This window comes from Brevibacterium moorei (assembly GCF_024580735.1).
Taxonomy (GTDB): Bacteria; Actinomycetota; Actinomycetes; order Actinomycetales; family Brevibacteriaceae; genus Brevibacterium; species Brevibacterium moorei.
Genome location: NZ_JANIJX010000007.1, coordinates 89,309 through 101,905 on the forward strand (window position 1 = coordinate 89,309; position 12,597 = coordinate 101,905).

Annotated in this window: 13 protein-coding genes; 3 read left to right on the forward strand and 10 right to left on the reverse strand. The window is 67.8% G+C overall.

Going from position 1 to position 12,597, the window contains the following annotated elements:
• Nucleotides 1-30 precede the first annotated feature (30 nt).
• Both NQ034_RS06925 and NQ034_RS06930 read right to left on the reverse strand, forming a co-directional pair.
• Entirely contained in the window at nt 31-1,227 is a 1,197-nt protein-coding gene (locus NQ034_RS06925) for a cobalamin-independent methionine synthase II family protein (RefSeq protein WP_257047871.1), read from the reverse strand.
• 79 nt (nt 1,228-1,306) lie between these two features.
• Nucleotides 1,307-2,332, reverse strand: coding sequence for a YhgE/Pip domain-containing protein (locus tag NQ034_RS06930; protein ID WP_257047872.1), 1,026 nt, complete (start codon nt 2,330-2,332; stop codon nt 1,307-1,309).
• A 121-nt stretch (nt 2,333-2,453) separates the two neighbouring features.
• On the opposite strand from NQ034_RS06930, the gene NQ034_RS06935 reads away from it, so the two are divergent.
• Nucleotides 2,454-3,056: a TetR/AcrR family transcriptional regulator gene (locus NQ034_RS06935; protein ID WP_257047873.1), complete on the forward strand. Its 603-nt coding sequence runs from the start codon at nt 2,454-2,456 to the stop codon at nt 3,054-3,056.
• A gap of 98 nt (nt 3,057-3,154) precedes the next feature.
• Here NQ034_RS06935 and purL read toward each other — a convergent pair whose 3' ends face one another.
• Nucleotides 3,155-5,497: a phosphoribosylformylglycinamidine synthase subunit PurL gene (gene purL, locus NQ034_RS06940; RefSeq protein WP_257047874.1), complete on the reverse strand. Its 2,343-nt coding sequence runs from the start codon at nt 5,495-5,497 to the stop codon at nt 3,155-3,157.
• A 192-nt stretch (nt 5,498-5,689) separates the two neighbouring features.
• Between purL and NQ034_RS06945 the strand changes: the two genes are divergently transcribed.
• The gene (locus NQ034_RS06945) at nt 5,690-6,178 is read left to right on the forward strand and encodes an Hsp20/alpha crystallin family protein (protein WP_257047875.1); all 489 of its coding nucleotides are present in this window, start codon (nt 5,690-5,692) and stop codon (nt 6,176-6,178) included.
• 3 nt (nt 6,179-6,181) lie between these two features.
• Here the strand turns inward: NQ034_RS06945 and NQ034_RS06950 are convergent, their stop codons facing one another.
• Nucleotides 6,182-7,012 (reverse strand): thioesterase family protein, encoded by an 831-nt coding sequence (locus NQ034_RS06950; protein WP_257047876.1) that lies wholly within the window; start codon nt 7,010-7,012, stop codon nt 6,182-6,184.
• Nucleotides 7,013-7,058: 46 nt separating this feature from the next.
• On the opposite strand from NQ034_RS06950, the gene trhO reads away from it, so the two are divergent.
• On the forward strand, nt 7,059-7,961 hold the full coding sequence (trhO, locus tag NQ034_RS06955; RefSeq protein WP_257047877.1) for an oxygen-dependent tRNA uridine(34) hydroxylase TrhO: 903 nt from the start codon (nt 7,059-7,061) through the stop codon (nt 7,959-7,961).
• Here trhO and NQ034_RS06960 read toward each other — a convergent pair.
• The 6 genes from NQ034_RS06960 to NQ034_RS06985 form a co-directional block, all read right to left on the reverse strand.
• Entirely contained in the window at nt 7,858-8,292 is a 435-nt protein-coding gene (locus NQ034_RS06960) for a hypothetical protein (protein ID WP_257047878.1), read from the reverse strand. The two genes, trhO and NQ034_RS06960, sit on opposite strands and share 104 nt — an antisense overlap.
• Nucleotides 8,293-8,358: 66 nt before the next feature.
• Nucleotides 8,359-9,378: a glycine betaine ABC transporter substrate-binding protein gene (locus NQ034_RS06965; RefSeq protein ID WP_257047879.1), complete on the reverse strand. Its 1,020-nt coding sequence runs from the start codon at nt 9,376-9,378 to the stop codon at nt 8,359-8,361.
• A 105-nt stretch (nt 9,379-9,483) separates the two neighbouring features.
• On the reverse strand, nt 9,484-10,530 hold the full coding sequence (locus NQ034_RS06970; protein WP_257047881.1) for a DUF6882 domain-containing protein: 1,047 nt from the start codon (nt 10,528-10,530) through the stop codon (nt 9,484-9,486).
• Entirely contained in the window at nt 10,530-11,273 is a 744-nt protein-coding gene (gene purQ, locus NQ034_RS06975) for a phosphoribosylformylglycinamidine synthase subunit PurQ (protein ID WP_306427882.1), read from the reverse strand. Before purQ ends, NQ034_RS06970 begins: the two co-directional genes overlap by 1 nt.
• 32 nt (nt 11,274-11,305) lie before the next feature.
• Nucleotides 11,306-11,581 (reverse strand): phosphoribosylformylglycinamidine synthase subunit PurS, encoded by a 276-nt coding sequence (gene purS / locus NQ034_RS06980; RefSeq protein ID WP_257047882.1) that lies wholly within the window; start codon nt 11,579-11,581, stop codon nt 11,306-11,308.
• 99 nt (nt 11,582-11,680) lie between these two features.
• A complete protein-coding gene (locus NQ034_RS06985; protein WP_257047883.1) occupies nt 11,681-12,592 on the reverse strand; it encodes a phosphoribosylaminoimidazolesuccinocarboxamide synthase in 912 nt (303 codons plus the stop codon).
• Between the last annotated feature and the right edge of the window lie 5 nt (nt 12,593-12,597).

Below are 12,597 nucleotides of genomic sequence, written 5' to 3' on the forward strand. Positions count from 1 at the left end.
CGGCCCCGTACCGTTTGTCACGTCTCGGGTTCACAGACGGCGGGAGGCGATGTCTGCTCCCGCAGCCAGGGACTCCAGCTTGGCGAAGGCGATCTGCGGGTGGACGCGTCCGCCCAGGCCGCAGTCGGTGGAGGCCACGACGTTCTCCGGCCCCACCAGCTTCGCGAGGCGCTCGATGCGCTGGGCGACCAGTTCCGGGTGTTCGACCACATTGGTCGAATGCGATACGACGCCGGGGATCAGGTACTTGCCATCGGACAGCTTCACATCGCGCCAGATCGTCCATTCGTGTTCGTGGCGGGCATTGGCCGCCTCGAAGGTCAGTCCGTTCGCGTTGATCGTGAGCACCTGGTCGACGAAGTCCGCGAACGGCAGGTCGGTCACGTGCGGGCCGTGCCAGGAGCCCCAACAGGTGTGGAAGCGGACCAGCGCCGGATCGATTCCGCGCAGTGCGTGGTTCAGGGCGTCGATGCGCACCTGGATGAAGGCGCGATAGTCCGACAGCGCGGGTTCGGGGTCGATCTGGTCCCAGGACTCGGCGATCGAGGGGTCGTCGACCTGGACGGTCAGGCCGGCGTCGGTGATCGCCTTGTACTCCTCATGGAGCACATCGGCCCAGGCCCACACGACCTCTTCATCGGTCTTGTAGTACGTGTTGCCGATCCGGGCGGCCGAACCAGGGGCAAGGGAGTTGATGAACCCGCGCGATTCGTCGATCCCGGCGGCGGCCAGGCCGGCCTTGAGGTTCGCGATGTCGGTGGCGACGGCCTCCTGCCCGATATAGGTCAGCGGGCCGGTGATGACGGGGAAGGGCAGGCCCGCGCGCGGGTGGATCGAGGCCTCTTCGTCGGCGTACGCCTGGGCGAACAGCTGCCGATCACGGCGTTCGGTGAAGGTGGCCAGGGCCAGTTTGCCCGGTGCCGCGGGGGCCGGTTCGGCCTCGCGCGCCCCGCCGGTGGCGAGCCCCAGTCCACCTGTGCGCTGGAATGAGTAATGCCACCAGGCACCGAAGTTGATCTGTTCGGCCATGGTGTGGCCGTATTCGCCGTCGTTGACGATGTCGATGCCCAGCGCCTTCTGCTTGGCGACGATCTCGTCGACGGATTCGGCCAGCAGGGCGTTGAATTCGGCGGGGGAGCCCGTGCCCTCGTTCTTGGCCCTGTTCGCGGCCAGCAGGGCGTCATTGCGGGGCAGGGAGCCGGCATGGCTCGTCAGGATTTCAGTCATGACTCCCAGCATGGCACAGGCCCGGGATTATGACAGCCGGCCGGCGTCACAATCCCGGTTACGCGAACCCGGCCGCCCCTCAGTGCACCGCCGCGGTTCGTCGCTGCCCGGCATGGGCCCGCAGATGTCCGATCAGGATGAGCAGACCGCCGGCGAGCAGCCAGGCTGTCAACACCCACCATTCGCGGGCGCGAGGGGCGTCGGGGAAGTACGAGAGGCTGCGCAACAGGCTGCCGCCCGCCCCGGGGACGAAGTACTGGCCGATCGCGCCGAAGTGCCAGGGCAGGAACTCCTGGGGTGCGCTGGTCCCGGAGATCGGATTGCCGATGAGCACGGTGATGACCACGCCCAGCAGGATGCCGGGTGTGCCGATGGTGGAGACGAGTCCGTTGATGAGCGCTGCGGTCGCGGCTACCGTCAGGCCGATCGCCAGGGCGTTGAGCCAGAATGGGCCCTGCAGGATGCCGAACCAGCTCTGCAGGATGGTCGTCAGCGCCAGGCCCCCGACCACTCCATAGGCCAGGACCGCGGCGGCGCGCCGCCTGCGGCCGGTGACCAGCAGGCTAATGAGCACGCCGCCGACCACTCCGCCCAGGGCCAGCGGCAGGCCGGTGATCGCCATCCCGGAGCCGGTGGGGTCGTCGGGGCTCAGCGGGGCGACGTCGGTGGTCGTGATGTGCGGGACGCGCTCGGCCGGGGTCCCCGCGGCCAGTGCCCGCTGGTCGAGCTGGAGCTGGACCTGGGTGGCCAGCGTGCGCAGTGCGGTGCCGGCCGCGGGGGATCCGCCGCCTGCGATGAGCACCTCGGGTTCGGTCCCGAGCACCACCGCGCCGTAGACCTCGCGCCGCTGGATCATGCCGACGGCCTCCTCCCGGCTCTGCGCCCCGTGCACCTCGAAGGTGTCGGCGGGCAGCTGGGCGCTCAACTGGGCCCGCTGCTCGGCGTCGCCGACGACGGCCACCGGCAGGTTCTTCGCCTGCGATGTCACCGTCGGCCAGCTGAAGGCCAGCAGGATGAGGGAGACGATGGCGGCGGCCAGAACGGCGATGCCGCAGGCGCGCAGCCAGTGCGCGGAGCGGCCCGTGGGCCGGGTGGGAGTTGACATGGGAGCCTCGGATCTGTGATGACGTGAATCCTAAAAAACGAATACTCGTTCATTATTGGGCCGGGTAAGCTGGCTGTCAAGAATGACCATTCGTTTTTATGGAAGTGAGTCGGAGGTCTCGATGCCCAAGGTCAGTCAGGAGCACAAGGACGCGATGCGCGCACGGATCCGCGACGCGGCCAAGCGGTGCATCGTGCGCAGCGGATTCGCCGGGGCCTCGATGGCCGATATCGTCAGGGAGGCCGGTCTGTCCGCCGGGGCCGTGTACGTCTACTACTCGGGCAAGGAAGAGCTGGCCATCGACATCGCGCACGAGGTCCTCGACAGCCGGTTCGCAGCCCTGGACCTGGCAACGGGCGCCGAGGTCCTGGACCCGCCGGCGCGCATCGTCCCCGATCTGGTGCGCGGACTGCTGGTCCGCGATGGCATGCCCTCGATCGTGGTGCAGATCTGGGCCGAGGGCGCCAGGTCCGAATCCTTCCGCGCCCTGGCCACGGGTGTGCTCGACCGGATCCGGACCCAGCTGGGCGCCTATCTGGTGCGCTGGTTCGTCCAGCACCGCGGTGCCTCCCAGCAGCGGGCGCGGGCCGACGCCGCGGCCCTGGTCCCCGGCATCGTCGCCATGCTCCAGGGCGTCATCGTGCAGTTCGTGCTGGCCGGCTCCGCTCCGGCCGAGGCGGCACTCGACTCCGTTGCTCAGCTGTTGCGGTTGACGACCGAATAGGCGGGCGGATGCGACGGGGGCCGGGGAGCGCTGTACGCTCCCCGGCCCCCGTGTTTGGAACCGTGTGGTTGGCCCCTGTGTCCGGATTCCTCCGGGTGTCAGCCGAAGTGCTTCGGCAGGGTCTCCTTGTTGATCCGCGAGAGTTCGGCGACCGGGATGGTGAAGTGGTCGGCCAGCTCCAACGTCGGGGCACCCGTTTCGCCGTTGTCGGTCATGCCGATCCGGGCGAAGGGGAAGTTGCGTGCGGTGCACATGTCCTTGAACCGGACCTCCTCGCTGCGGGCCACCGAGACGATGGCCCTGGCGGACGATTCGGAGAACAGTGCGGTGAACAGGTCCACGCCGTCGCGCCGGCAGACCTCGTCGAGCCAGAACCGGGCGCCGGTCCCGAAGCGCATGCAGGCCTCGGCCACGGCCACGGCGATGCCGCCCTCGGAGACGTCGTGCGCGGCATCGAGCATGCCGTCGCGCGAGGCGTTGATGAGGATGTCGGCGAGTTCGCGTTCGACCTCGGGCTTGAACTCCGGGGGTACGCCGCCCAGGTGGCCGTGGGCGACGTCGGCCCAGGCGGAACCGTCGAGCTCGTCGGCGGTGGTGCCCAGCAGGTAGATGGTCTGCCCTGGTTCGCGCCAGCCGGCCGGGGTGGCGCGGGTGACGTCGTCGAACACGCCCAGCACGCCCACCACCGGGGTCGGGTGGATGGCCACGCCGCCGGTCTGGTTGTACAGGGACACATTGCCGCCGGTCACCGGCACGCCCAGGTCCTTGCAGGCCGCGGCCAGGCCGGTCGTGGCCTGATCGAACTGCCACATGATCTCCGGGTCCTCCGGGGAACCGAAGTTCAGGCAGTCGGTGACGGCCATCGGGCGCGCGCCCGAGGTCGCGACGTTGCGGTAGGCCTCGGCCAGGGCCAGCTGGGCGCCGCGCGCCGGATCCAGATAGGCGTAGCGGCCATTGGCGTCCGTGGCGATCGCGATGCCGCGGTTGGTGGACTCGTCGACCCGGATCACGCCGGCGTCATCGGGTGCGGCCAAGGCGGTGTTGCCCTGGACGTAGCGGTCGTACTGGTCGGTCACCCATTCCGGATCGGCCAGATTGGGGCTGGCCAGCAGGTCCTTGAGCGTCTGTTCCAGGCCCGCGTCGTCGGCCGGGCGCTCCAGGCCCGCGGCACGGGTGGTGTCCGCGGCGGTCGATTCCGTCCAGGACGGCTGGGTGAACGGGCGGTGGTAGACCGGGCCGTCATGGGCCACCGAGCGCGGGGGCACGTCGACGATGACGTCGCCGTGCCAGGAGATGACGAGGCGCCCGTCGCCGGTGACCTCGCCGAGCACGGAGGTCTCGACCTCCCACTTGTCCACGATCTCCATGAAGGTGTCGAGCTTATCGGGGGTGACGACGGCCATCATGCGCTCCTGCGACTCGCTCATGAGGATCTCCTCGGGAGTCAGCGTGGGGTCGCGCAGCAGCACATCGTCCAGGGCGATGCGCATACCGCCCTCGCCGTTGGAGGCCAGTTCGCTGGTGGCACAGCTGATGCCGGCTGCGCCCAGGTCCTGGATGCCCTCGACGACGCCGGCGTGGAAGAGCTCCAGGCAGCATTCGATCAGGACCTTCTCCGCGAAGGGGTCGCCCACCTGGACGGCCGGGCGCTTCGAGGGCTTGGAGTCGTCGAAGGACTCGCTGGCCAGGATCGAGGCGCCGCCGATCCCGTCGCCGCCGGTCCGAGCGCCGAACAGCACGACCTTGTTGCCTACACCGGATGCGTTCGCCAGACGGATGTCCTCATGGCGCATCACGCCCACGGCCAGGGCGTTGACCAGGGGATTGCCCTGATAGCAGGCGTCGAAGACCAGTTCTCCGCCGATATTGGGCAGGCCCAGGCAGTTGCCGTAGCCGCCCACGCCGGCCACCACGCCGGAGACCACGCGGTTCGTGTCGGGGTGGTCGATGGCGCCGAAGCGCAGCTGGTCCATCACGGCCACCGGGCGCGCGCCCATCGAGATGATGTCGCGCACGATGCCGCCGACGCCCGTGGCGGCGCCCTGGTAGGGCTCGACATAGGAGGGGTGGTTGTGGGATTCGACCTTGAAGGTCACGGCCCAGCCGTCGCCGATGTCGACGACGCCGGCGTTCTCGCCGATGCCGACCAGCAGGTGTTCCTTCATCTCGTCGGTGACCTGGTCGCCGAACTTGCCCAGGTGGACCTTGGAGGACTTGTAGGAGCAGTGTTCCGACCACATGACCGAATACATCGCCAGTTCCGCGCTGGTGGGGCGCCGGCCCAGGATCTTCTTGATCTCTTCGTATTCGTTGGCCTTGAGTCCGAGTTCGGCGAACGGCTGTTCGACGTCCGGGTGGGCGGCTGCGAATTCGACTGTTTCCTTGACCTTCTTGGTCTGGGATTCCGGAGTCATCGCGGAGGCTTCGGGGGTGTTCGACATGTCAGGCGAGGGTCCTTTCGACGCGCATGGGCACTATTCTAGCGGCCCGTGCCGTGGAAAGAAGTTGACAGAAAGTCGCTCAACTTTGGAATACCGCGGGCACTCAAGTGGTTACACCTCATGTAGCCACCGAGGTGATACAAGCACCGGGGTGGCGGAAAGAATTTCACCTACTCCAAGGAGATGTTGGAAATGGCAAACACCGGTATCAATCCGTTCCGTCCGTTCTCTGTGATCGACGACGTGCTGCGCTCCCTGCCGGGCGTGGCCGTGGCCGACCGTACCCAGGGCTTCATTCCGGCGCTGGAAACCGAACGCAACGGCGCGGACCTGGTCATCAGGGTCGACCTGCCGGGGATGGACCCGGAGAAGGACATCGACATCGAACTACACGGGCGCACGCTGACCGTCTCCGGCGAACGCCGCGATGAGACCAGCGGCGACGGTGTCCGCGAGGTCCGCTACGGCTCCTTCAGCCGCACCGCGACCCTGCCGGCGAAGGTCGGCGAGGACGCGATCACGGCCGACTACGTCAACGGCGTGCTGACGGTCCGGGTGGCCGGGGCCTATGCGCAGGTCCAGCCGAAGAAGATCTCGATCTCCCACCACGCGGACGCCCCGGTCGACGCCCAGGTCGAATCCTCGGCCGAGGACGCGGACAAGGACGCCGCCGAGAAGTAACTCTCAGGGCCGCACGGTCAGGGTCTGATTGAGGGTTCCGAAGGGCCCGTCCTGATCGTGCAGGACCGAGCTGGTCAGACCCAGCCCGGTCGGCCCGAAGGACACGCGCGTATTGAAACCCAGCCAGGGGCTCTCCCGGCTGGGTTTCTGCGTGTCCGGGCCGGTTCCAGCGGCGGGTGCGAAGGGCTGCCGGAACAGTGAGGCGGTCAGCTCCACATTGGGGAATGCCACCTCGCGCGGATCGCGGCGCACCGTCATGCCGTTGGCGGTGTCGAACAGGCCCGCCGCCCTGGCCAGGGCCGAGGCCCGGGCATCGTCGACCAGATCCACGGGGGTGCGCAGCCAGAAGTGGGCGTGGCCCGGCTCCACCTGGGTGCGGCGCGCCTCGAAACTGGCGATATAGGCACCCGGCCAGACCGTGGTCGAATCGAACTCCGGGGTCTCGTCGACCGAGGGGATCGGGACGAAGGGAGAGCCGGCCAGGCCGGCGGTGTCAGCGGCCTGGACGAACCAGGCGCGCAGCAGCACGATCGTGCGCCCTCCGTAGCGCAGTTCGGCCTCGGCCAGTTCGATGCTGCGGCCCGGGCGCAGCACGCGCAGGTCGTAGGTGAACTCGTCGACGGGGACCACGCCGAAGATGTCCGCTGAGATCCGCCCCAGCTGCAGCCGGGGCGCGCCGGAGGCCTCCCGGCGGGCGGCGTGGTCGGTCTCCAGCAGGTGGACCAGCAGGCCCAGCACGGGGGAGATGTGCTGTTCGTCCGGGTTCCAGGCGCCGGCGACCAATTCCGTTGCACGATAGGCGTCATCGCCGGTGCGGGTGAAGTAGAAGCTCATGGACTCACAGTCTAGGGAGGTGGGCCCGCTCGTTAGAATCGAGTCCATGTCGATTCCGAAAATCGTGCTCTTCTACGTCTTCACCCCGCTGCCCGATCCCGAGGCGATCCGCCTGTGGCAGCACACCCTGGCGGATTCCCTGCACCTGAGGGGCCGGGTCATCGTGTCCGCCCAGGGCATCAACGCGACCCTGGGCGGGGACCTGCCGGATGTCAAGAAATATGTGCGCGCCATGCGGGAGTACACCCCGTTCAAGGCCGCCGATGTGAAGTGGTCCGATGGTGTGGGCGATGATTTCCCGCGGCTGTCGGTCAAGGTCAGGGACGAACTGGTGACCTTCGGCCACCCCGCGGAGGTGGTCGTCGACGAATCGGGTGTGGTCGGCGGCGGCGTCCACTTGAGTCCGGCCCAGGTCGACGAACTGGTCGCCGAACGAGGACTTGCCTCCCAGGGCGGCGAGGTCGTGTTCTTCGACGGGCGCAATGAGATGGAGGCGGCGATCGGCCGTTTCGCCGACGCCGTAGTGCCCGAAACCGAGGCCACTAGGGACTTCGTCGCCGAATTGGAATCGGGGAAGTACGACGAGCTCAAGGACAAGCCGGTCATCACCTACTGCACCGGTGGGATCCGCTGCGAGGTCTTGAGTGTGCTGATGAAGAACCGCGGCTTCCAGGAGGTCTACCAGATCGACGGCGGGATCGTCCGCTACGGCGAGGCCCGCGGCACCGACGGCCTGTGGGACGGTTCGTTCTACGTCTTCGACAAGCGCATGCACCAGGAGTTCGGGCCGAACGCGCGGTCACTGGGAACCTGCGTGGAATGCGGCAAGCCGACCGCCGACTACGTCAACTGCGTCGATCAGTCCTGCCGGCGGCAGTTCCTGCGCTGTCGGGCATGTACTGCCGCCGGCGCCCACCCGAGCTGCGGCCACTGCGCGCCCGCCGCATAGTGATGAGTGCGCAGATCTTCCAGCCGCAGAAGACCAACACGGTGAGGAAGAAGATCGGGACCATGACGATGAAGGCCCCGCGTAAATAGCTGCCTTCCGGGGTCTCAGTGCTGTACCCGGGCACCCACCACGGATTGCCGATCAGCACCCCGGCGGTGAGCAGCAGGGTCCCGACCAGGGCCGAGGCCTCGTGCAGCCGGGGGCTGAACACCCGCCAGATCCCGGCCACCAGCAGGGCGCACAGCGCGAAGACCACGAGGAAGACCAGCCCATACCAGGCAATGGAATAACTCCAGTCGAACACGAGTACTGCGCCGATCCCCTGAGACACGACAACGCCGGCTGCCGCGCATGCGAGCAGCCGGCTGTAGCCGTGCCAGAAGATGGGTACCGTGGATTACTCCTTGGCGGTGAGCTTGCCCGACTTCCAATCGGGCATGAAGTCCGGATTGTCCTTGGCCCACTTGGCCACGGCCTTCTCCGGGTTCTTCCCGTCGAATTCCTCGGGGGCGGCCATGACGCGTTCCAGGCCCTCCAGGTTCTTCGGCGTCAGCGCCAGGTTCTTCAGGATCTGGGCGGGCAGCGGGTGCTCATCGGTGAAGCCCGTGCGCGACATGGTGTAGAGCTTCTCGTTCTCGCCCAGCGCCTTCTTGGGATCCTCGAGGTCGCGCACCGGGAACTTGTCGTAGGCCCAGTGCGGGTGCCACAGGGTCACGGCCACGTGCTCGCCCGCGCTGGTGGACTTCTGCAGCTGGGTCAGCATCGCCGGGGTGGACGAGGCGATGAGCTTCATATTGTCCAGGCCGTAGTCGGGGATGACCTTGTCCTTGGTGGCATCCATCAGCCCGGAGCCGGCTTCGATGCCGTAGAGCTTGTTGCCGTACTGATCGCCCATCGACTTCAGGTCCTCGATGGTCTTCGCCGGCGAGTCCTTGTCGACTGCGATCGTGTTCTTCGCCTGGTCGTACCAGCAGCCCTGGGCCTCGAGCTTGTCGCCGTACTTCTCGATATAGGGCTTGTGCGTCACCGGCAGCATGGTCGATGACATCCAGTCGACATCGGCGTTGCTCGTGGCAACGTAGCCCGGCGCCAGGTCGAACTTCTTCACGGTGACGTTGTAGCCGTATTCGCCCAGCACGTGCTTGGCCAGATAGGCGGTGGCGATGGTCTCGTCCCAGCCGTTGAAGGCTGCGACCGTCAGGTCTGTCTTCTCCCCGTCGCCCGGCTTCTCGCTGCCCATGTCCTTGGCATCGGCGGCCGGGGTGCAGTCGCCCCAGTCCTTGCCGCCGGAGGAGTCGTCCCCGCCGGCCGCCGAGTCATCGGTGGAGTTACTGGCGCCGCAACCGCTCAACGCCAGGCCACAGGCCAGCGCCAGTGCCGTGAGTAGTGTGCCACGCCGTTTGGTCCGGGTGTGCATGTTCTCAACCTCGCTTGACAATATTCCTTGCTGATGTCGTCGAGCTCACGGTAGCGTACACGTGTCGTACAACACCAAGTTGTCTTGTCAAGCGAAGTTGTGCTATCAGCGGCCGAACAGCTTGCGGAAGAAGCCCTTCTTCTTCGGCTCGTCCGGCTGGGTTTGCTCCTGCGCCGGCTGCGGTTCCGCGGGCGCCTGCTCCTGTGCGGGTGCCACCGGCTCCGGCCGAGGTTCCGGCTGGGGCTGTGCCGGCTCCTGCACGGGTGTCTCCAGGGCCGCTGCGGGCTCCTCGACGACGGGCTCCGGCGCTTCGACCACCGTCGGCTCCTCGACGGCCGGGGCGTCTGCGGCCTGTTGCGCAGCCGCAACCGGGCCGAGGTCCCATTCCAGTGTCGCCGCGGGCGCCACGTCACCGGCCGCCGCCAGCTGGGCCGCGGCCTCGTCGGTCAGGGGCTGGGCGACCTGGCAGTTGGTCAACCGGTCCAGCTCATCGAAGGTGATATCGGCCGAACCGTCGGCCGCGAGCACCCGCACGGTGCCATCGGGCAGGGCGGCGCAGGCGAAGCCGCGCAGCCGCGCATAGGATTCCAGCGCGGCCCGGTGGTTCTTCACCTGGCCCTGCTGCAGGGCGCCCGCGATGGCGAAGACCAGGGGTCTGATCTGCGGGGCGTCCAGGGCCAGTTCGGCCCCGTCGACTAGCAGCCAGGCGGTGGTCTGCGGCCCGGTGGATGCGGGATAGTGGGCCCAGTGATCGGTCACGAGCTTCGCGGCCAGCGCCACCGCATGGGTCAGCTCCGTATCGGCGGAGAACTCCACATCGGACAGTTCCGGGACCTCGTGTGCCTCACCGTAGGCGCGCAGCGCACCGGTCAGGTCCACTACGGCATCCGGGAACTCGTTGACATTGTCCCAACCGGAGTGCCAGGTGGCCGGCGCTGTGGCCTGCGTGCCGATGAAATGAACGCGCAGGCGCAGCGGTTCGCCCTCGCCGCGGGCGAACTCCAGCACCGGGACCGCAGCGCCGAAGTCGACCTCCCAGTCGGCATCGCCGACCAGCTGGCCGAAGTGGGCCTGCACCTCGGTCGACAGGAACGCCGCTCGGTCGACCAGTTCCTGCAGGGCAGGGGAGAGGGGCAGGCTCTTCTTGGCCATCAGGCGTTGACCAGGGCGGCGATCACCGAGGTGAAGAAGCCCTGGCCGTCCAGGCCGGTACGCGGTCCGCGGGCGGTGTCGGGGCCGAAGCCGGATTCCACCGCGTGCTCCGGATGGGGCATCAGGCCGACCACATTGCCGCGCTCGTTCGTGATACCCGCGATGTCGTTGAGCGAACCATTGGGGTTGACGCCCTGGTAGCGGAAGACCACGCGGCCGGATTCCTCCAGCTCCTCGAGCACGTGCGCTTCGGCCTGGAAACCGCCCTCGCCGTTCTTCAGCGGGATGACGATGTCCTCGCCGGTGGTGAACTGATTGGACCAGGCGGTCTGCGTGTTCTCCACGCGCAGCACCTGGTCGCGGCAGATGAAGTGCTGGTGGTCGTTGCGCACCAGGGCACCGGGCAGCAGATGCGATTCGCACAGCACCTGGAAGCCATTGCAGATGCCCAGCACCGGCATTCCGCCATTGGCGGCGTCGATCACCTTGGACATCACAGGGGCGAAGCTGGCGATCGCCCCGCAGCGCAGGTAGTCCCCATAGCTGAAGCCGCCGGGCAGGACCACAGCGTCGACACCGTGCAGGTCGGCGTCCGCGTGCCACAGCGGCACAGCGGTGGCGCCGGAGAGGGTGACGGCGCGGGCCGCGTCCCGGTCGTCCAGGGTGCCGGGGAAGGTCACAACGCCCACCCGGATGTCCTGGGCGCCGGCCAGCGGGGCCTCCGAGGCTGCGGCACCGATCAGCGGGCCGCCGGCGGTCAGGGTGCTCCGGTCGCTCACTTGGCGGCCTCGGCGTTCGCAGAGGCGTCCTCATCCGCGGCGACGGACACGACGTTCTCGATCACGGAGTTCGACAGCAGGGTGTCGGCGGCCTCCTGCACTTTGGCGAGCAGTTCGTCCGTGGGCTCTCCGTCGAAGGTCAGCTCGAAGCGCTTACCCTGCCGGACCGAGAAACCCTCGAAGCCCAGGTGCCGGAGGCTGGTGCCGATGGCCTTGCCCTGCGGGTCAAGGATTTCGGGCTTGGGCATGACCTCGACGACGATACGTCCCATGATGCTCCCAGTGAGATAGGGGTGGATTGGTTGAAACAAGTTTAGCAAGCGTGCGGGGCCCTGCGACTCATGCAGGGCCCCGCAGGCCGGTTGCACCGGTCACGCCGGGAAGGTCGTGCCCGTCAGCCGTTCGAAGGCCTCGACGTAGCGCGCCCTGGTCCGCGCCACGATCTGTTCGGGCAGCGCCGGGGGCGGCAGCTCGGAATTGCGGTCCCAGCCGGAATCCGGGCCGGTCAGCCAGTCGCGCACGAACTGCTTGTCGAAGCTGGCCTGGACCTTGCCGGGGGCATAGTCCGCGGCGTCCCAGAATCGGGAGGAGTCCGGGGTCAGGACCTCGTCGCCCAGCACGATCTGACCGGAGGCGTCGCGGCCGAACTCGAACTTGGTGTCGGCCAGCACGATGCCGCGCTCGCGGGCGATCTCCTCGGCGCGGGTGTACAGGCGCAGGGTCAGATCGCGCAGGGCCTCGGCGTCCTCGGCTCCGACCAGGTCGACGGTCTTGTCGAAGGTGATGTTCTCATCGTGATCGCCCAGCTCGGCCTTGAAGGCGGGGGTGAAGATCGCCGGTGTCAGCCGGTCGGCCTCGCCCAGGCCCGCGGGCAGCGCATTGCCGCACACCATGCCCGAGGTCGTGTAGTCGGCCAGGCCCGAACCGGTCAGGTAGCCACGGGCCACGCATTCGACGGGGAACATGTGCAGGGGCTTGCAGATGATCGCCCGCCCGGTCACCGCCGCCGGCACATCGGTCGACAGGACGTGGTTGCCCACCACATCGGCCAGCTGGTCGAACCACCACAGGGAGAGGCCGGTGAGCACCTTGCCCTTGTCCGGAATGGGGGTGTCGAGGATGAAGTCGTAGGCCGATATCCGGTCGGTCGCGACCATCAGCATCTTATCGGCCGAGGCGAAGCCCGCCGCGGCCTCCGGGATGTAGATCTCGCGGACCTTGCCGGCATAGGCGTGTTTCCAGCCGGGCAGATCGTACGCTGGGGCCGCAGGTGTCGTCGTCATGGGGA